Here is a 19790-nt window from a genome sequence, read left to right as displayed (position 1 = left end):
CTACGTTACAAGTAGAATCTAACGAAGAGACTGGTCAAACGATCATCAAGGGTATGGGTGAGCTTCACTTAGAGATCATCATCGACCGTATGCGTCGTGAGTTCAAAGTAGAAGTTAACCAAGGTGCTCCTCAAGTAGCTTACAAAGAGTCTTTAACTAAGACAACTGAACACCGTGAGGTTTACAAGAAACAATCAGGTGGTCGTGGTAAGTTTGCTGATATCGTATTTGAAATCGGACCAAGAGACGATGACAAACCAGGTTTGGAATTTGTTAACAATATCGTAGGTGGTGTGATTCCTCGTGAATTCATCCCTGCAGTTCAAAAAGGATTCGAAGAAGCAATGAAAAATGGTGCTTTAGCTGGATACCCAATGGATTCAATGAAAGTTCGTTTATTCCACGGATCTTTCCACGATGTCGATTCAGATTCATTATCATTTGAATTAGCAGCTCGTATGGGTTACAAAGAATCAGCGAAACAAGCGGGTGCGAAGTTAATGGAGCCTATCATGGCCGTTGACGTTGTTACTCCTGACGAATATACTGGACCTATCACAGGTGACTTAAACCGTCGTCGTGGTATCATGAAAGGTATGGATTCTCGTCAAGGTGCTGTAATCTTGAAGGCCGATGTGCCTCTTTCTGAATTATTCGGTTACGTAACAGATTTACGTACGATGTCTTCAGGACGTGCAACTGCTTCATTAACGTTCTCTCACTACGAATTCGTTCCGCAAAACATCGCTGACGAAGTAGTTAAGAAAGCGAAAGGATTATAATATTCTTTGCAGATATAGAAAAGCCCGGACGATTTGTTCGGGCTTTTTTTATGCCAAAACCTCTCATCCTTCCCACGCTCAATTCATCCTTGTTCACTATCTTTTGTCGAAAAAGAAGAATTGTTTCCTAGAATGGGTGTATTTTTGAACTCATTAATTTGATTGCTATGACGAAAATTATCGAGACCTACTCTATTTCTAAGCGCTACGTAATGGGCGAAGAAGTGATCGACGCCTTAAAAGACGTAACCATCTCTGTTAACAAGGGAGAATATGTCGCTTTCATGGGTCCGTCAGGCTCTGGTAAATCAACCTTAATGAATATTGTAGGCTGCTTAGATACGCCTTCTACGGGTAAATATATCTTGAATGGACAAGATGTATCTGAGATGTCTGAAAACGAGCTTGCGGCCGTTAGAAACAAGGAGATTGGTTTCGTTTTCCAAACCTTCAATTTGCTTCCCCGCCAATCCGCTTTAGAAAATGTAGCCTTGCCATTAATCTATGCTGGCTATTCCAAAAAAGAACGTACCGAGATTGCCATGAAAACCTTGAAAGGGGTAGGTCTAGACAACCGCGCCTTACACAAGCCGAACGAGCTGTCAGGGGGGCAAAGACAGCGTGTAGCCGTGGCTCGCGCCTTAGTCAATGATCCTTCCATCTTATTAGCCGATGAGCCTACAGGTAACTTAGATACGAAGACTTCGTATGAGATCATGGATCTTTTCGATCAATTGCACAAAAAAGGCAATACCATCGTCATGGTTACCCACGAAGACGATATTGCCCAATATGCCCACCGAATCATTCGTTTGCGTGATGGCGTCGTAGAATCTGACATCATTAACACCAACGTGCGCAAAGTAGAGAAGGTCTAGAACTTCACGCGATCTGTTCCGTAAGGAGCACGTTGTGCTCTTTTTAGCCAGGTATTTGCTTCCGCATCATTTACAAATTGTTCCTTTTTAGGATCCCATTGCAATTTGCGCGGTATTTTCATCGCCACATGTGTAATCAAGCAAACCGTGCACGCGCGGTGCCCAATCTCAATAGGTGAAATCGGTTCTTTTCGCGTCTCGATACACTCTAGCCAGTTACCGTGCTGATCTGGAGAATTGTATAAGTGAAGCTCATTTTCTCCGATAACTGATTGCAATATCTTCGGATCAGACGCATCTAATGCTTTCGCCCTCACCTTGGAGGTAGGATCAGAAGAAGTGACAGCGTAATCCCCACGAGAAACAAAAATCCAGCCTTCGGTTCCTTCGTAGCGGATACCGTTTTGGTAGCCACCAGAGGTGTACATCGTGATTCCGTTTGCGTATTCGGCTTTGGACATAAAGTCTCCGTGCACATTCCATAATCCCGATTTAGGGAATTCAGCCACCGCCTCTACCGAGATCGGACCCGTGTATTCTGTATCCATACCCCAAGCAGCTGAATCGTAGTGGTGCTGCCCCCAACCGGTAATCATACCTGCGCCAAATTGCTCCATACGCAACCAACCCGGACGATCATAGCCCTTTTGTGGATGCACAGCAATTTCCGTGTAGGCCATTTCCGGAGTTGAACCTAACCACATATCGAAGTTAAATCCTTTAGGCACTGGCATCGCTGGTGCTGGCGGACCCGATGGATCTCCAGGCAAACCAATCTTTACCGTGTGTAATTTTCCAATACGGCCGTTACGCACTAGTTCCGCCGCGATTCTAAATTGTGAAGTAGAGCGTTGCTGAGTTCCTACTTGAAGGATACGACCTGTTTTCTTAATTACATTCGCTAATTGACGACCCTCGTGAAGCGTCAAAGAGGTGGGCTTTTGAAGGTAAATATCTTTACCGGCTAGTGCCGCTTCCATCGCTGGTTGCGCATGCCAAAAATCCGGCGTACTAATCATCACCGCATCGATATCCTTGTTCAAGAGCATTTCGCGGTAATCATCGTACATTTTCACATCGATGTAATTCGCTTGACCCGTTTTCTTCGTGTAGAATTCTTCAACTAATTGCTTGGTCTCCTCTGTCCGATGGCGATCTAAATCACAAACCGCCATGATGCGCGCCTTTTCGTGCTTCCAGGTGCCTGGTAAGTCGTGGGTACGCGCGATGCGACCGCAGCCGATTTGGCCGATGTTGATTTTATTACTTGGTGCATCTTTGCCGCCCAAAACGTGCGCTGGAACGATCGTAGGAAACCCTAACGTACCTACAGCACCTAGTGCTAGGTTATTGATAAATTTTCTCCTTTTCATGCTTTGATAGATATGTTAGTTGCATTTTTTTGTGCAATTAAAGCTAATTCAGTGGCTAAGAAACAATGCGCTTGCGTCATCGCCGTTTCCGTCCTGTTCAAGACATCGTTTACCAGTAATTCTCCATGTGGAAGATTCACATCTTTGCAATCGATGTATAAAGTCTCTTTATTGGTGACCACATATAAATGGCTTCCCGTTCCATGTGGAGAAGCTATATCTGTATTTTTTCTTACTTCCATGTAGCCATCTGTACCTAGAATGGTCAGTCTACCATCTCCCCAGGTATTTAAGCCATCAGGTGTAAACCAGTCCACTCGAATATAGCCAGAACCTTTATTGCTTCTGAGCATCAAATCGCCAAAATCCTGGAATTTCGGGTATTGTGGGTGGTGGTGGTTTGCGATTTGGGAAGCAACTACTTCTCCTTGGGTAGAACCGGTGAAATGTAAAAATTGATCCACTTGGTGGGAAGCAATATCCGTGATAATTCCCCCATAATATTTCGTGTCAAAAAACCAGTCAGGACGCGAATTCACACTCATTCTATGTGGGCCTGTTCCCAAGGTTTGCATTACTTTGCCTATTCTTCCCTTCGCGACCAATTGGCTTGCTAGCTCCGTCGCCTTGTTCTCAAAACGCTCACTGAAGGAAATCGAATAAATCTTTTCAGTTTCCTTCTGCACTTTACGAACGTCAGCTAGTTGTTCTAAGCTAGTAATTCCCGGCTTATCGACCATGTAGTCTTTTCCATGCTGCATAACGCGGATTCCTAAGGGTGCCCGCTCGTTAGGTGTAATGGAGCTAAGCACTAATTTGATAGATGGGTCTTCCAATACCTCCGCTTCGCTTTTAACCAGCTTTGCTTGGGGGTAACGCTTCGCAAAATCTTTGATTAAATCTGGTTCTTTAGCGTAATACGAGACAAACTCTCCACCGCCTCGAATGATCGAATTCGCCATTGAATAAATATGGCCGTGGTTAATTCCTACAACACCGAATTTAAGGCGCGGCGCAATGATGCGTTCCGGCTGTTTCGGTGCAAAGGATTTCGTTGCGTCTTTGATGGAAGAGGGTAAAAAAGCCATTCCGCCTAACATTCCGGCTTGATGCAAGAAGTCGCGGCGATTCGCAGCTGATGATTTCATTTTAATAGGTCTAATTTATTTACAAAAGTAAAATTCTAGCTGAGATTACTGATATTAGTGCATAAAAAAAGCTGTTCATTTCTGAACAGCTCTTTTACTATATAAAAAATCTCAAACCTATTTTTTCTTCTCTTTAACGCGAGCTGCTTTTCCTTGCTTGCCACGCATGTAGTATAAACGTGCACGACGTACTTTACCACGACGTAATACTTCAATTTTGTCGATGTTTGGTGACAAGATTGGGAAAATACGCTCAACTCCGATACCGTTAGAGATCTTACGAACTGTGAAAGACTCACCAGCACCCGAATTTTTACGTTGGATAACTAAACCTTGGAAAACCTGGATACGCTCCTTGTTACCTTCACGAATTTTTACGTGTACGTTAACTGTGTCTCCTGCCGCGAATTCAGGATGTTCTCCTCTACGTGCTGCGTTTTCTTGCTCTACGAATTTAATTAAATCGCTCATCTGTACTAATTTTTTTTGATGATAATCAGCGCTTAGCGGCCCACTTGTGCATAAGAACGTCTGATTGGGGTTGCAAAGATAGTAAAAATATTTCTTTGCAAAAACATTTGTCTACTTTTTACCCTTGATAGACTGAACAAAGTCAACAATTTCAGCGCTAAGGTCTTTGGCCTGCGAAATCATCTTAACGAATGCACTTCCAATAATTGCCCCAGAGGCATTCTTAGAGGCTTTCATGAAACTCTCGTGATCTGAGATACCAAAGCCAATTAAACGCGGGTTCTGCAAATTCATCGCAGCAATTCTTTCAAAGTACACTTCTTGATCCGATGAAATCCCCGTTTTAGCTCCGGTCGTACTCGCCGAAGATACCATATAGATGAAACCTTTGGAAACCGAATCGATGTGGCGAATGCGCTCATCGTTTGTTTGAGGGGTAATTAACAGAATGTTGTATAAACCGTATTTTTCAAAAATCTCGCGGTAAGACGCCTCGTACTCCACCATCGGAAGATCCGGCAAAATCAATCCATCTACTCCTACTTCCGCACATTTCGCACAGAAAGCCTCCACGCCATATTGTAAAACAGGATTAATATACCCCATTAAAAGAACAGGAACCGTAATGGTCTTGCGCATATCTTTCAATTGCGCAAACAAATGGGCCACGCTCATCCCCTGCTCTAAAGCTGCTTGATTCGAAAGCTGAATCGTTTCGCCATCCGCAATCGGATCAGAATAGGGCATTCCTACTTCAATGATATCCACACCACCAGCTTGTAAGGCATTTAAAACCGTCATCGTATCCTCGAAACGAGGGAATCCTGCGGTGGTATAGACATTTAAAACGGGCTCTGTAGCTTGGGCAAAAAGGGCTGAAATTCGATTCATCTTAGTCATTCAATTTTAAACGGTTTTGGTAAGTCGACAAATCCTTATCCCCTCTTCCTGATACATTTACGACCACAATTTCATTCGGTTTAGCTTGCAATCTTTCGAATACGGCCAACGCGTGTGCCGTCTCTAAAGCCGGAATAATACCCTCTAATTGGGAACACTCCACAGCCGCCACTAACGCCTCCTCATCTGTCACACCATAGAAGGTCGCACGACCTGATTCGAATAAATGCGCGTGCATAGGCCCAATTCCAGGGTAATCCAAACCAGCAGAAATCGAATAGGGCTCGATCACCTGTCCGTCTTCGGTTTGCATCGATAAACTCTTGCTACCGTGTAAAACTCCTGGTTTCCCAAGGAAAGTGGTCGCTGCAGAATGGCCAGATTCCACGCCTAAACCGGCTGCCTCCACAGCGATCAAAGCCGTACGTGGCTCATCTAAGAAATGGTAAAAAGCGCCCGCGGCATTGGATCCACCACCCACGCAAGCAATCACGTAGTCTGGGTAATCGCGACCTTCTTTTTCTTGTAATTGGGTACGAATTTCCTCTGAAATCACGGATTGAAAACGTGCCACCATATCGGGATAGGGGTGTGGCCCCACAACAGATCCGATAATATAATGCGTGTTTACCGGGTGATTAATCCAGTGACGCATCGCCTCGTTTGTAGCATCTTTCAAGGTTTTTGAACCGGAGGTGGCAGGTACCACTTGAGCTCCTAACATACGCATACGTGCTACGTTGGGAGCCTGTCTTTCGATGTCGATGGCGCCCATGTAGACGATGCATTCCATGCCCATCAAAGCACAAACCGTCGCTGTCGCCACGCCGTGTTGACCAGCACCTGTTTCTGCAACGATTTTAGACTTACCTAGGCGTTTTGCAACCAGGATTTGGCCTATCGTATTGTTGATTTTGTGCGCACCTGTGTGACACAAATCTTCTCGTTTTAAGTAAATGTTCGTATTGTATTTCGCAGACAAACGCTCCGCCTTGAAAAGAGGCGTAGGGCGACCCACGTAATCCTTCAATAAGGCGTGGAATTCCGCCTGAAACGACGGCTCCGCGATGATGTCTAAATAGCGGAATCGCAATTCCTCCACATTGGGGTACAACATTTCCGGAATATAGGCTCCGCCATAATTCCCGTAATACCCACGCTCATCTACATTAAATGACATATCTATTGCTGTTTTACAATTTCCTTAACCTTCTCGATGTCCTTCAAACCAGGACTCACTTCAAGTTTACTATTAAAATCCAGGGCATAAAGTCCTGGTAATTTCTTCGCTTCTCCTACATCCTCTGCGCTTAAACCTCCCGCTAAAAAATAGGGGATGTCCAGCTGGTAATGCGCTAACAAAGACCAATCAAAATGTTCTCCGGTTCCACCTACTTGCGTTCCTTTTTTCGTATCAAACAGATAGAAATCAGGCTGATCTTTTAAGTCGAAATCCGCGGCTGAACCCACACTAATCGCCTTGATTACTTGCAATCCGGCGGCTTTCAAAGCAGCTATTTCTGATTGCGACTCCTCGCCATGCAATTGCACGACGGAGAAACCGGCTTTTTTCGAAAGGGCGATAATGTGGTCTGTGGTTTCATTCACAAACACGCCTACCGACTTTGTTTTCGCTGGTAAAGTGGGGATCACAAAATCAGGACCTACGTATCGGGGCGATTTAGGTGCCCAAATAAAGCCCATGAAGTCCGGCCCGCAAGCAGCTACCTCTTGGATATTTTCTGGTTCCCGCATGCCACATACTTTCCACTTCATACTTATTTAATAAAGTCGCTTAAGGCTTTTCCTGGGTTATCCGTTTTCATGAAGCTCTCGCCTATCAAGAATCCGCGGTATCCGTAAGTTTTCAATTCTTTGATAATCTCCGGACCGGAAATACAGCTCTCAGAAACTTTCACAAATTGCGAAGGAATTTTAGTTGCCAAAACCTTCGACGCCTCCACATTTTGCTCTGAGAAATTCTTCAGGTTTCGGTTATTCACCCCCACCACAGAAATATACTCGCCTAGTGAACGATCTAATTCTTCTTGATCGTGCACCTCGAGTAAGGTTTCCATTCCTAAAGAACGCGCTAGGGTTCCTAATGTTTTGATTTCCGATGGACTTAAGGCCGCCGCGATTAATAAAACCACGTCTGCCCCCATCGATTTTGCCTCGATGATTTGGTATTCATCGATCATAAAGTCCTTACGCAAGATAGGCGTGTTCGGATTGGTGCGACGAGCTAATTCAAAATCAGCATACGTTCCTCCAAAATAGGACTCATCCGTCAACACCGATAAACAGGCCGCACCCGCCTCCACATAGCCACGTGTTACGACATCCACTCCCAAACGATCGTTGATGATGCCTTTGGAAGGTGATTTACGCTTAAATTCCGCGATAACTCCCGTGGAAGCTGGCTGAATTAAAGACATCGACAAGGAATGACAAGCACGCGCGAAAAATGCTTGTTTCTCCAGCTGAGCCGTTGTTGCGTGCGCTTTGCAAGCGGCCACTTCCTGTCTTTTCGTTGCTATGATTTGGTCTAATATGCTCATCCTAGTCCATGATAAATTTCTTGAAAGCCTGGAACGCGCGTCCGCTTTCTAGTGATTCTTTTGCTAAAGCGTAGCCCTCTACTAAAGAAGCTGCCTTTCCTGCCACGTATAAACCCGCTCCGGCATTTGCTAAAACGGCTTGCGTTTGAGCAGAAGAACCTTCCCGCTGTAAAATACGATATAACATATTCGCTGATGCCTCCGCATTCGAGCCTCCAAATAATTCTGATTGAGCCACTACATCGCAACCTATATCGCTTGGATTATAGATGGCCGCTCCTGCAGGTGTTGTTAAGCGGAAGGCAGAGGTTAGCGAAATCTCATCGTAGCCATCTTCCGCATATATGATACCATATTGCTTTCCAGAATTTGCAAAAAATCCTTCGTACAAAGCAAAGGCTTCGGGTGAGTAGACGCCGGTGATTTGCTTGGTGACTTTGGCAGGATTCAATAAAGGCCCTAGTAAATTAAAGAAGGTCTTCATGCCTAATTCCTTGCGGATAGGGCCCACGAAACGCATAGCCGGGTGGAAAAGTGGCGCGTGCAAAAAGCACATACCGGACGTTTCCATTTTGCGTTTCAAGATCTTCGGATCATTATTGAATTTTAAGCCTAAAAACTCTAAAACGGTAGACGATCCCACCGAAGAAGAAACCCCGTGATTACCGTGTTTAGCGATTTTTTGACCGGCACCTACAATGATGAAAGAGGAAGTCGTCGAAATGTTAAAAGTATCTTTTCCATCGCCACCCGTTCCGCACACATCCATCGCATCAAATTCTGATAAATCAACTGTAACGGCTAATTCTAACATAGCTGACACGAAACCTTTTAACTCATCTACCTGAATGGGATGAAACCAATAGGTGGATAAAAATGCGGTAATTTGGCTGGGATTTACCTCCCCTTGCCCTATGCGTAGCATAACTTCTCTCGCTTCGTTTTCTGATAACGCTTCTCCTACAACTCTTTTATTTAATATATCTTTCATTCTTTTATTTCATCCAATTTTGAATCATTTGCTTTCCATGCTGCGTTAAAAACGCCTCCGGATGGAACTGCACCCCGCGCACATCGTATTTCGCATGCGCCTCCGCTAAGACAAAACCTTTGTCATCTTGCGCTGTCACCTTTAAATCGCTCGGCATCGTCGAAGGAATTACCGTCCACGAGTGGTAGCGGCATACTTCGAAGCGAGCTGGGATATCAAAGAACAAGCGTTCCTTAGGATCGGTCACCACACATTCCGTAGTCACGCCGTGTAAAACTTCGCCCATATTGCTTAATTGAGAGCCAAAAGCCTCTGCAATCGCCTGGTGACCCAGGCAGACGCCTAGAATTTTTTTGGTCGACTTATATTCTTTCAATAAATCCATCATAATCCCCGCCTCCGATGGAATCCCCGGACCCGGCGACAACAAGATATTGTCGTATTTGCCTACTTCCTCTAGCGAAATCTTATCGTTACGAAACACGTCCACCTCCGCGCCTAGCTCCTTTAACATGTAGACCAAATTGTACACAAAGGAATCGTAATTATCTAAAACCAATACTTTCATATCCTTAGGCTAAATTTTCTGCCACCTCTAATGCTCTGCGCAAGGCGGCTAATTTATTGTGTATTTCCTGCATCTCACTTTCCACCACGGATTTAGCGACTACGCCCATGCCCGCTTGGAAAAACAAGGTGTCTCCTTTACTTAAAAACGTACGGATCGCAATAGCATGATTAAAGTTGCCTTCGAAATCCATAAAACCGATTGCTCCACCGTAAATAGCCCGGTTAGTAGGCTCTAAACGGTTGATAATCGTCATCGCATTGTGCTTTGGGGCACCACTTAAAGTTCCAGCTGGGAAGGTATCAGCTACCATTTGCAAAGGATTAACGCCCTTTTGCAGGTGTCCAGTAACTTTAGAAACCAGGTGAATCACATGTGAGAAGAATTGTACCTCCTTGAAGGTCTCTACTTTCACGTTATCCGCCGAACGACTCAAGTCGTTACGAGCTAAATCCACAAGCATCACGTGTTCGGCCGATTCTTTCGGATCTGCAATCAATTCCTGAGCTAATTCCGCATCGCGTGTATCGTCTCCAGAACGTCTAAATGTTCCGGCAATCGGATGAATCTCCGCGACAGATCCTTCAATCTTGATTTGCTTTTCTGGCGAGGCCCCAAAAATCCGGTATTCCTCGTAATCAAAATAGAACAAATAAGGCGATGGATTGACCGAGCGAAGCGCGCGGTAGACTTGGAAATCATCCCCATCGAATTTTTGTGCGAAACGTCTGGAAGGAACGATTTGGAACACATCCCCACGTAAACAGTGCTTAATGCAGGTATTAACTATCTCTCGAGTTTGATCTTCTGTTAAATTACTCACCTCTTCTCCTTTTCGCGCAAATGAGGCGGTCGCATAATGTGGCATGTCTAAAAGAAAGGTAATCGTATCAAATGAAGGCTCTGAACCGTCGTAGCTGTGCGCATAGAGGCTCATTTGGTTGTTAAAATGATTCACCGCCACCACGTAACGGTACACATAATAACGGATAGACGGGATTTCGGATTCCGGATTTTTCGCCTGAATATCGATATCCTCGAAATAGGTCACCGCATCGTAGGAGATATGGCCAAAAAACCCGTTCGCCATAGGTGAATCCCCTTTTTCCTTCTTAAAATCAAAACGATCCGCAAAGCTTTTCAACGCAGCCACCGCCTCATGGCGATTCGCTAAAGTGAAATTCTCTTGCGTTCCGTCTGGAAAAGTTTGGGTGACCTTCGAATCCGTTAATTCGAAACGTGCTACTGGATCAAAAGCAATGTGCGAAAACCCATGTTCTTTACCGTGGTAATCCGCAGATTCCAAGATAACGGAGTTCTTATAGTTTTTGCGAATCTTCAAAAAGATCCCGATCGGCGTCAGCGTATCGGCCAAAAGCGTTTTCCGTGAAGTTCGTATATTTATGCTAGACATGTTTCAAAGGGCAAAATTAATAAAAAAAGGCTTACTGTTGAACAGCAAGCCTTTAGTAAACATATCATGTACACACAGCGAAACTGTTCAGGGATTGTTATCCTTGCCACCAGTTTTTGTTGTATGTTGCTTTTGTCATTGTGTTGTTATTTGATACAAATGTAGAGTGAATTCCGTAAAATCAAAATTTTACCCGATCAAATCCCATAAATTTCCATATAAATCCGCGAATACGAGCACTTTGCCATACTCCTCTTCACTTGGACCACGCACAATCGTAATCCCCTGCTCTATCAAATTCGCATGATCTAGATCAAAATCATCCGTATGCAAGAACAAGAAAACGCGCCCTCCTGTTTGATTTCCTACTCTCGATTTTTGCTCATCCGTCGCCGCCTTCGCTAACAATAATTGGCAAGATCCTTCGCCAGACGGTTGAACTAATACCCAACGCTTTACATCACTCAAAACGGTGTCTTCCACTAGTGTAAAACCTAGTTTCTCCGTGTACCAAGCGATAGCTTCGTCATAATCGGCTACCACGAGGGCGATGTGCATGAGGTGGTTCATATTTAGTCGGGGGTTAGTAGTCGGTAATCAGTAGTCGGTATCCAGTAGTCGGTATCTAGTAGTCCGGAGGGGAACATTCACCACTTACCATTTACCATTCACCATCTCTACTCTCTACTCAATTATCTCTAATCTTGTCAGTATCCAGTAATCAGGGGTTGCGGCTTAATTTTCGTCGCGGCCTGTGAAGTTAAACGGTGAGATTAACTTCAATTCTGCCTTAATCGCATCTGAAACAGCTAAGCCATCGATGAATGCATGGAAAACAGCTTGGTCAATCTTACCGTGGTTACGTGTCAAATCTTTCAATGCCTCGTAAGGCTTAGGGAAAGCTTCTCTGCGCAATACGGTTTGGATCGCCTCAGCGATGACCACCCAGTTATCTTCTAAATCCTGCTGGATTTTGCTATTGTTCAATTCTAATTTTCCCAAACCGCGTTGCAATGAATTCAAGGAAATCACCACGTGCGCTAAAGGCGTACCTACGTTACGCAAGACAGTCGAATCCGTTAAATCACGTTGTAAGCGGGAGATCGGAAGTTTCGCAGACAAGAATTCAAAGAAGGCATTCGCCATCGCTAAGTTTCCTTCCGCGTTTTCAAAATCAATCGGGTTCACCTTGTGAGGCATCGCCGAAGATCCGATTTCACCCGCTTTGATCTTTTGCTTGAAATAACCCATCGAGATGTATTGCCAAATATCTCTCGACAAATCAATCAAGATCGTATCTAAACGCTTCAAGCCATCGAAATAGGCTGCTAAATTATCGTAATGCTCAATTTGAGTCGTATACTGACTACGTTTGATGCCTAAATCTGCGTGTAATTTTGCCGCAAATTGTGGCCAATTAATCTCAGGGAAGGATACTTGGTGTGCATTGAAATTACCCGTTGCTCCACCGAATTTACCCGAGAACGGCACTTGCGCTAGCAAGTCCAATTGGCGATTTAAACGCTCCACGAAAACCTTGATTTCTTTACCTAAACGCGTAGGAGAAGCAGGTTGACCGTGCGTGTGTGCTAACAATGGAATCTCTTTCCACTCGGTCGCGTAGGCATCTAAAGTTGCTACCACCGCTTGGTAAGCAGGTAAAATAACATCGCGATGTGCTTCCGCCAGGGAAAGTGGAATCGCGGTGTTGTTAATATCTTGAGAAGTTAGACCAAAGTGTATGAACTCCACAAATGGGCTCATATCACCCGGAAGGGCTAACATACGGTCCTTGATAAAATATTCTACAGCCTTCACGTCATGGTTTGTCACCTTTTCGGTATCCTTAATCCAGTTCGCATCTGCCTCTGTAAAGTTCGTATACATGGAACGCAAAGCGGCATAATGTTCCTTAGGGAAGCCTTTTAAGGGGGCCAAAGGAATCTCGCACAACGCAATAAAGTATTCAATTTCTACGCGCACTCGGTATTGGATTAATCCAAACTCCGAGAAATAGGGAGCTAGTGCGGCGGTTTGTTTGCGGTAACGACCATCTACGGGCGAAATGGCAGTCAATAAATTTAATTCCATGCTATTTTATCAAAGCACAAAGTTACAACATTTTAAAAATTATCCGTAATTTCAAGCATGCTAAGTCCACGCTACCTTTCTGTCATCATCGCTTTCGTTATTGCCGGTGTGGCAACTGCCTTTATTTCCTTCTTACCACACTCTGATTCGACGACTCTTTTTGTGGCCTTTATCAGTGTCTTGATTTTTGGTTCCATACTTATCTACTTCGCCCTAGACAACCTTGTTTTCAAAGAAGTAAACGTATTATATGACCAAATCAAGCAAATTAAGAAGAAGAACTTTCCACTCATTTCTCGTAAACAATTAGTCCAAAAAGAGAACCCCATCGAACTTTTAAAGAGCGAATTAGCTGCCTACGTTACTACCACAGAAGATGAGGTAAAAGAATTAAAAAAAGCCGCAGTCTATCGCCAAGAATTTCTAGCAGACGTATCCCACGAGCTAAAAACACCCATTTTCGCAGCCCAAGGCTTCGTTCACACCTTACTAGACAATCCAGAGGAAGCACCTGAAATCAGACAAAAATTCTTAGAAAAAGCGGCAAAAAGCTTAGACGGCCTCGACGCCTTAGTCAAGGACTTGTTAACGGTATCTCAAATCGAAACAGGGGCCATCAAAATCGAAAAGAAACGCATCAATTTGCGTCCCATGGTAGATGAAATTTTTGAACAATTAGAGGGGAAAGCCAAAAAGCGCGGTGTTAAACTTATCCTAAATTGCTCAGATGAGGTTATCGACGTAAAAGCAGATGCCCAAAAGATCGAACAAGTGTTAGTCAATCTCGTAGACAACGGTATCAAATACGGCAATCAAGACGGAAAAGTAACCGTCTTCATCGAAGACCGCAAAAAATCTTATTTGATTTCGATCAAAGACAATGGACCAGGAATTTCCGAAAAACACCTTCCTCGCATCTTTGAACGCTTCTATCGTATTGACAAAAGCCGTACCAAACTGAGCGGCGGAACCGGACTAGGCCTTTCCATCGTAAAGCACATCGTTCAAGCCCATGGTAGTAAAATCCAGGTGGAATCGAAGGTGGATAAGGGGACGAGTTTTAGCTTTAAGCTCGAAAAAGCGTTATAAAAAGGCCGTGGCCTTTTTATATCAAATCACAAAGAACAAAGCAAAAAGCGCAAAGTTGGAATACAAAAAGGGACGTATTGCGTCCCTTTTTGTATGAATTCAGGAATAAAATTGAAGTTCAGGAGTAGAGAGAGGAGAGAAGAGATGTGGAATTAAAAATGGGGACTTGAGTCCCCATTTTTAATGAATCGATAAATTCCTAGCTCTTCAGCAAGGTTTGATTTTTATGGTAGCTATAAAACATGACGTAGGCCGTTTTTAGCTACCATAAAAATTAAACCGCCCCTTCAGTCAACCTCTCCGCATTCTCCGCAATTCTCAACTGCTCAATAAAGTCGGCAATTTCGCCGTCCATTACGACTGGAAGATTGTAGACTGTTAAGCCGATACGGTGATCGGTGACACGACCCTGAGGGTAATTGTAGGTTCTGATTTTGTCCGAACGGTCTCCTGAACCCACCATCGACTTGCGATTTCCGGCGATTTCGGCATTGCGTTTCGCTAATTCAATTTCATATAAACGAGAACGTAAAACGGTCATCGCTTTGTCAAAGTTCTTAATCTGAGAACGTTCGTCCTGACATTGTACCACTAAACCGGATGGAATGTGGGTCACACGAACCGCAGAATAGGTAGTATTTACTGACTGACCACCTGCTCCAGAAGAACAGAATGTATCCTTGCGAATGTCGTTCATGTTGATTTGAACGTCTACTTCGTCCGCCTCAGGTAATACCGCAACAGAGGCGGCAGAGGTGTGGATCCGGCCGGCAGATTCTGTGGCTGGAACGCGTTGAACACGGTGAACACCGGATTCAAATTTCATTTTGGCATATACATCTTCGCCTTGAACAGACGCAATAATTTCTTTGTAACCGCCCGCTGTACCGTCGGTGAAGTCCATGATTTGGAAGGTCCAGCCCATCTTTTCAGCGTAGCGTTGGTACATGCGGAAGATGTCGCCGGCGAAAATGGAGGCTTCGTCGCCACCTGCTCCGGCACGCACTTCGAGAATACAGTCCTTCGAATCGTTCGGGTCACGTGGGATTAACATCTCCTTTAAAACCTCCTGCATTTCTTTTTCTGCTGGAACTAATGCTTCTAATTCCGCTTTGGCCATATCGCGAAAATCCTCGTCTTTTTCCGTAGCGATCACTTGTTTCGCCTCCTCGATGGAGCCTAATAAGTTTTGGTAGGCCAAATACTGGTCCACGATCTTTTGCAAATCTTTGTATTCCTTACTCAAGGTCTTGAATTTCTTCAAGTCCGATACCACTTCTGGCATCGCGATTTGTTGTTCTACTTCTAAAAATCTTTCTCGGATGGCCTCTAGCTGCTCCAGCATAACATTTTGGTTTTAAAAAACGTTGCAAAGATAGTAATTAAATCCATTGCCCTTTGTGCTCGTTTAGAATACCTTTGCATATAATTTCCAAAACGATGAAACACACCCTACTCCTTTTCGCCTTAATCGCGCTTCAAGCTTGTGATTTTTCTAAACGCATTGACACGGCTGCAGCTGTTAAGGAGATGAAGGCCAGACAAGTGAAGCGTGTTTTGCCTCAAGACATTGTCAATCAAGTAGATACCTGGGGACAAGAAATTCAAGCAAAGGGTGCGGCTAAATTAGATAGCGCGACGAAGGCCTTGTCTATTTCTGTTCGAGTAGGTGCCCCCGCTGAGTTGAAATTGAGTTTTAAGGATGCCAAGATGGTGGGTATTATGGACGCTTTGGATTATTCTATTTCCCAAAAACAGGACATCCCACCTTCCATCCAGAAAAATACCGCTGGCGATAGTTTGTACTATTTCTACCCTTCGGAATCGGGTAAAATTACCGTTTTAGGATTCGCTAAGAACATCGTGATCCAAAACATGGACCGCCCCCTCATTAAATAAGGTTACGTTCGAGGATTTGATTGATTTGGAAGTTCACCTCGCGTAAATGTGGATCTGAAATTTCCTTCGAAAGTGGATTCCCAGTAAAGAATGCCTGAACGTGTTGTTGCACGAGACCGTGCAATAAACTAGGCTCTAGCTCAATAGATTGCAATAATTCTTGCGCATGTGACCAGAGATTTTGGGTTAAAACACCCGCTAAAAGCATCGCTTTGTGAATCTTTTTGCGCTCTTCGCCATTCACTAAATACATCGCATCCGTGATATCTTTTGCGAGTGCCACTAAAGTATTTTGGGTTTCTTCTACCATCACCTCTAAACAGATGGGCATCTGATCTAACTTAATTCGACGTCCTGATTCCAAATGCTGAACCGGGAAAAAGACCCCCATTTGATTTGTGCTTACACGTTCTGGATCGTATAAAAGATTCGCCTCAGCGAGAGAGAAAGTGCCTGAAACGAGGATGAGTGTTGCGTATTTTGGCAATACTAATTCCTTCAAGACTTCAGGATAAGCCGATTCTGGGACACACAAAAAAAAGACGGTGGCCGCGGAATCTGAGAAGTCCAGGTCTTCGTGAACCTTTGCATTATATAAATAAGAAACGACGTCTTTTGCCTTGGAGGGCTCGCGACTAAAAACTTCTTGAACAGAATTTCCGGCATTTTCTAGGGCCTTTGCGATATGCCAGGTGACATTGCCGGCTCCGATAAACGATATTTTAAAACTCATGTGGTGGTCTCCAGTTTAGCACCCACAAAGGGTGCCCATTGTTGATCCAAAATTCCAGAAAAATTTCGCAAAAACATAACAAATGAAGGCCTAAATGGCTGGCGAGTTAAAACCATACCCGCTTCCTCTGGGGTCATATGTCCCTTTTTGGAATTACAATACTTGCAAGCCGTAATCAAATTATCCCACGAGGTACGCCCCTGACGTGATTTAGGAATCACATGATCCATCGTCAAGTGGTCGTTTGACCCACAATATTGACAGGTAAAATTATCTCGTTTTAAAATATTTTGACGATTCAGCATCACTCCTTTGAACGGGAAATAGACATAGCGTTGTAAACGAATAACTGAGGGATAAGGGAAAGTTTTAGAGACCGAGTGTAATTTTTCAGTGGTAGATTCAGCAACTAATTCTGCCTTATTTAGGTAGACCAAAAGAAAGGCCTTAGGCATGGAACAAATCGTAAGCGCGCTGTAATCCTGATTTAAAACTAACACTTTCTGAGCCATAGAAAAACCGTTTTAATTTGCTCAACAATTTAAAAAATAATCGGCTGATTTGGAAGAGTTTAACATTGCTTTTTTGTTAAGAATTCCCGGAATTAGGTCCTATTTCGTAGATTTGCCTAAATCAAATAGATGCCCATGTCCACTTTATTGGAAAAAATCAAGCAGCTTTCATCCGAAATCACTCCTGAAACCCTTGCAAATCGCCACCACATTCACGCGAATCCCGAGCTTTCTTATCAGGAATTTCAGACACAAGCCTACGTTTTACAACAATTAGAGCGGATGGGGATTCAGGCCAAAAAAATCGCCACCACCGGCCTCATCGCCGAAATCAAAGGCAAAAATCCCTCCAAAAAAGTCGTCGCCCTTCGCGCTGACATGGATGCCTTACCCATTTTAGAAACGAATGAAGTTCCCTACAAGTCCAAAAACCCAGGTGTCATGCACGCCTGCGGTCACGATGTGCACACCGCTTCCCTTCTAGGAACGGCACATATTTTACAGCAAGTACGCGACGAGTTCGAAGGAACCATCAAATTGCTATTCCAACCAGCCGAAGAAAAAGCCCCCGGTGGAGCCAGCATCATGATTCAAGAAGGTGCTTTACAAAACCCCACGCCTGCGAGCATATATGGCCAGCACGTGGCGACCAATGTCCCCGTAGGCAAAATTGGCTTCCGCGAAGGCGTGTATATGGCTAGCACGGATGAATTATACATTAAAGTAATTGGCAAAGGCGGCCATGGAGCCATGCCTGATGCCTGCGTCGACCCTATTGTCATCGCATCCCACATCATCGTGGCAATGCAGCAAATCATCTCAAGAAATAAGAACCCAAAACTTCCCTCGGTCTTGACTTTTGGCAAAATTGAAGGCCTAGGAGCTACAAACGTCATCCCAGACGAAGTAAACATTGCCGGAACTTTCCGCGCCATGGACGAAACCTGGCGTGCAGAGGGTCTTGAAAAGATGAAAAAGCTGGCCGAAGGCATCGCCGACGCCATGGGTGGCCGCGCTGAATTCGAAGTTTTAAAAGGCTACCCCTTCTTACAAAACAATCCAGAACTGACACGGCGTTCTAAAGCCGCAGCCATCGAATACATGGGTGCAGAAAACGTAGTCGACTTAGATTTATGGATGGCAGGCGAAGACTTCGCTTTCTATACACATCACGTGGATGCCTGTTTCTATCGCCTAGGAATTCGAAATGAGGAACGCGGGATTACGAGTGGAGTGCATACGCCGAATTTTGATATTGATGAGGCATCTCTATCAATAGGTCCCGGCTTAATGGCGTGGTTAGCGATTTCAGAGTTAACTGTGTAATATTTTCAGCAGAGCCAATCGAAAAGGTTTCGGTTTTTAATTCAGTGAACCGAAATTGTCGCTACGCAAATAATTTCTTGTTCACTAAACTTAAAACCTCTCTATTTCGCAAGCTAAAGGGTAAATCATTTACCATCATCTCCTCTCAATGCTTTAAATTTTTAAGAAGAGACGTAGATGAGATTTCGTTTATAATGTTAGGGTAAAAAATTATTGCGCAGCACAATTTTGACCCTAACATTATAAAGGAAACTCTAAAGGATCTGGCCATCTGAATTCATATTTCAATTCCTGGCAGATCTTATCGCCATTCACCACTTTCCCGCCTAGACAAGCTACCGAATAATCCCAATAGCCTGATGGAAGGCCGCGGCGTTCGATGTCATTTTCACCTACTTCGCCTTTTGTGGGGTGAATAGGAGCTACAATATTATAAATGCCAGATTCGATTTTTTCAGCGGCTAATGCCACTAAAGCAACGACGTCATCTTTGTGTACGTAATTAATAGGGCAATTTGCTCCGTCATTTCGCTTGCCAGAGAAGTACTTCCCTACAAAGCGATCGCCACCCATTAGACCTGCTAAACGCAAGATAAGGGAAGGGACTTGGGAGGAGGAAACGATGGCTTCTGCTTTGGCCATCAACGACTCTTCATTAATTGCGGAGTTTTCATCGACTGTGTCGGACACGTTTGAATAAACGGATGTCGAAGAAAGGAAAATGAGTTTTTTAACGCCTGAAGTGGGTAAATTATCTACCCAGGACTGCAAAATAGACAGATAAGTCTCTTCTGAATTCTTTTTGCGGCGGGGTGGAATCGCCCAAATTTGCACTTCCGAATCATTCATCGAAGTCCAGTTATCTTCTGGCATATCGGGTTCTGCTCTGAAATCCAACACCTTGATTTTCGGATGTGCAGCTTGCTGATGAACACTGGAAGCTGAAACGCGGACTTCGAAATCCGCTAAAGCTAATTTAAATGCCAATGGTGCGCCTACCCAACCGCCCCCGTAAATACTTATCGTCTTTTTCATGTAATTTTGCACCTTTGGA

The 19790-nt window shown here is 44.2% G+C and carries 20 protein-coding genes and 1 pseudogene; 5 read left to right on the top strand and 16 right to left on the bottom strand.

Features of this window, described 5'->3' with window-relative positions:
* Nucleotides 1-782 (top strand): annotated as a pseudogene (gene fusA / locus ACILP5_RS10455) (elongation factor G); the annotation flags it as partial.
* Between the two features lie 167 nt (nucleotides 783-949).
* The gene (locus ACILP5_RS10450) at nucleotides 950-1660 is read left to right on the top strand and encodes an ABC transporter ATP-binding protein (protein WP_395618593.1); all 711 of its coding nucleotides are present in this window, start codon (nucleotides 950-952) and stop codon (nucleotides 1658-1660) included.
* On the opposite strand, the gene ACILP5_RS10445 is transcribed toward ACILP5_RS10450, so the two are convergent.
* From ACILP5_RS10445 to purB, 12 genes are all read right to left on the bottom strand, one after another.
* Nucleotides 1657-3033, bottom strand: coding sequence for a Gfo/Idh/MocA family protein (locus ACILP5_RS10445; protein ID WP_395618592.1), 1377 nt, complete (start codon nucleotides 3031-3033; stop codon nucleotides 1657-1659). The genes ACILP5_RS10450 and ACILP5_RS10445 overlap by 4 nt on opposite strands.
* Nucleotides 3030-4181: a Gfo/Idh/MocA family protein gene (locus ACILP5_RS10440; RefSeq protein ID WP_395618591.1), complete on the bottom strand. Its 1152-nt coding sequence runs from the start codon at nucleotides 4179-4181 to the stop codon at nucleotides 3030-3032. Before ACILP5_RS10440 ends, ACILP5_RS10445 begins: the two co-directional genes overlap by 4 nt.
* 117 nt (nucleotides 4182-4298) lie before the next feature.
* Entirely contained in the window at nucleotides 4299-4652 is a 354-nt protein-coding gene (gene rplS / locus ACILP5_RS10435; RefSeq protein ID WP_130894795.1) for a 50S ribosomal protein L19, read from the bottom strand.
* A 111-nt stretch (nucleotides 4653-4763) separates the two neighbouring features.
* On the bottom strand, nucleotides 4764-5543 hold the full coding sequence (gene trpA / locus ACILP5_RS10430; protein WP_395618590.1) for a tryptophan synthase subunit alpha: 780 nt from the start codon (nucleotides 5541-5543) through the stop codon (nucleotides 4764-4766).
* Nucleotide 5544: 1 nt separating this feature from the next.
* Nucleotides 5545-6732, bottom strand: coding sequence for a tryptophan synthase subunit beta (trpB, locus tag ACILP5_RS10425; RefSeq protein ID WP_395618589.1), 1188 nt, complete (start codon nucleotides 6730-6732; stop codon nucleotides 5545-5547).
* A 2-nt stretch (nucleotides 6733-6734) separates the two neighbouring features.
* Complete coding sequence (locus tag ACILP5_RS10420) at nucleotides 6735-7328, bottom strand: phosphoribosylanthranilate isomerase (protein WP_395618588.1); 594 nt, start codon at nucleotides 7326-7328, stop codon at nucleotides 6735-6737.
* Between the two features lie 2 nt (nucleotides 7329-7330).
* Nucleotides 7331-8113 carry an indole-3-glycerol phosphate synthase TrpC gene (gene trpC, locus ACILP5_RS10415; RefSeq protein ID WP_395618587.1) on the bottom strand — a complete coding sequence of 261 codons (783 nt, stop codon included), beginning with the start codon at nucleotides 8111-8113 and terminating at the stop codon, nucleotides 7331-7333.
* A 1-nt stretch (nucleotide 8114) separates the two neighbouring features.
* Nucleotides 8115-9104: an anthranilate phosphoribosyltransferase gene (trpD, locus tag ACILP5_RS10410; protein WP_395618586.1), complete on the bottom strand. Its 990-nt coding sequence runs from the start codon at nucleotides 9102-9104 to the stop codon at nucleotides 8115-8117.
* A 4-nt stretch (nucleotides 9105-9108) separates the two neighbouring features.
* Complete coding sequence (locus ACILP5_RS10405) at nucleotides 9109-9672, bottom strand: anthranilate synthase component II (RefSeq protein WP_395618585.1); 564 nt, start codon at nucleotides 9670-9672, stop codon at nucleotides 9109-9111.
* Nucleotides 9673-9676: 4 nt separating this feature from the next.
* Entirely contained in the window at nucleotides 9677-11086 is a 1410-nt protein-coding gene (locus ACILP5_RS10400) for an anthranilate synthase component I family protein (RefSeq protein WP_395618584.1), read from the bottom strand.
* Between the two features lie 189 nt (nucleotides 11087-11275).
* Nucleotides 11276-11656, bottom strand: coding sequence for a VOC family protein (locus tag ACILP5_RS10395; RefSeq protein ID WP_395618583.1), 381 nt, complete (start codon nucleotides 11654-11656; stop codon nucleotides 11276-11278).
* A gap of 165 nt (nucleotides 11657-11821) precedes the next feature.
* On the bottom strand, nucleotides 11822-13177 hold the full coding sequence (gene purB, locus ACILP5_RS10390; RefSeq protein WP_395618582.1) for an adenylosuccinate lyase: 1356 nt from the start codon (nucleotides 13175-13177) through the stop codon (nucleotides 11822-11824).
* 57 nt (nucleotides 13178-13234) lie between these two features.
* On the opposite strand from purB, the gene ACILP5_RS10385 reads away from it, so the two are divergent.
* On the top strand, nucleotides 13235-14266 hold the full coding sequence (locus tag ACILP5_RS10385) for a sensor histidine kinase (protein WP_395618581.1): 1032 nt from the start codon (nucleotides 13235-13237) through the stop codon (nucleotides 14264-14266).
* 274 nt (nucleotides 14267-14540) lie between these two features.
* On the opposite strand, the gene prfA is transcribed toward ACILP5_RS10385, so the two are convergent.
* Nucleotides 14541-15611, bottom strand: coding sequence for a peptide chain release factor 1 (prfA, locus tag ACILP5_RS10380; protein WP_395618580.1), 1071 nt, complete (start codon nucleotides 15609-15611; stop codon nucleotides 14541-14543).
* Nucleotides 15612-15706: 95 nt separating this feature from the next.
* Here prfA and ACILP5_RS10375 point away from each other — a divergent pair, with 95 nt between their 5' ends.
* Complete coding sequence (locus ACILP5_RS10375) at nucleotides 15707-16165, top strand: hypothetical protein (RefSeq protein ID WP_395618579.1); 459 nt, start codon at nucleotides 15707-15709, stop codon at nucleotides 16163-16165.
* Here the strand turns inward: ACILP5_RS10375 and ACILP5_RS10370 are convergent.
* Both ACILP5_RS10370 and ACILP5_RS10365 read right to left on the bottom strand, forming a co-directional pair.
* Nucleotides 16158-16898, bottom strand: coding sequence for a DUF2520 domain-containing protein (locus tag ACILP5_RS10370; RefSeq protein ID WP_395618578.1), 741 nt, complete (start codon nucleotides 16896-16898; stop codon nucleotides 16158-16160). The two genes, ACILP5_RS10375 and ACILP5_RS10370, sit on opposite strands and share 8 nt — an antisense overlap.
* Entirely contained in the window at nucleotides 16895-17410 is a 516-nt protein-coding gene (locus ACILP5_RS10365) for an HNH endonuclease (protein ID WP_395618577.1), read from the bottom strand. The genes ACILP5_RS10370 and ACILP5_RS10365 overlap by 4 nt, the downstream gene beginning before the upstream one ends.
* A gap of 135 nt (nucleotides 17411-17545) precedes the next feature.
* Here ACILP5_RS10365 and ACILP5_RS10360 point away from each other — a divergent pair, with 135 nt between their 5' ends.
* Nucleotides 17546-18736, top strand: a complete 1191-nt coding sequence (locus tag ACILP5_RS10360) for a M20 family metallopeptidase (RefSeq protein ID WP_395618576.1) — start codon at nucleotides 17546-17548, stop codon at nucleotides 18734-18736.
* A gap of 240 nt (nucleotides 18737-18976) precedes the next feature.
* Here ACILP5_RS10360 and ACILP5_RS10355 read toward each other — a convergent pair.
* Nucleotides 18977-19790: hypothetical protein (locus tag ACILP5_RS10355; RefSeq protein WP_395618575.1), on the bottom strand; the 814-nt coding region annotated here is incomplete at its 5' end.

The sequence above is a fragment of the Aquirufa sp. genome, assembly GCF_044239315.1.
Classification (GTDB): domain Bacteria; phylum Bacteroidota; class Bacteroidia; order Cytophagales; family Spirosomataceae; genus Aquirufa.
This window is presented reverse-complemented; position numbering and strand designations above follow the sequence as displayed.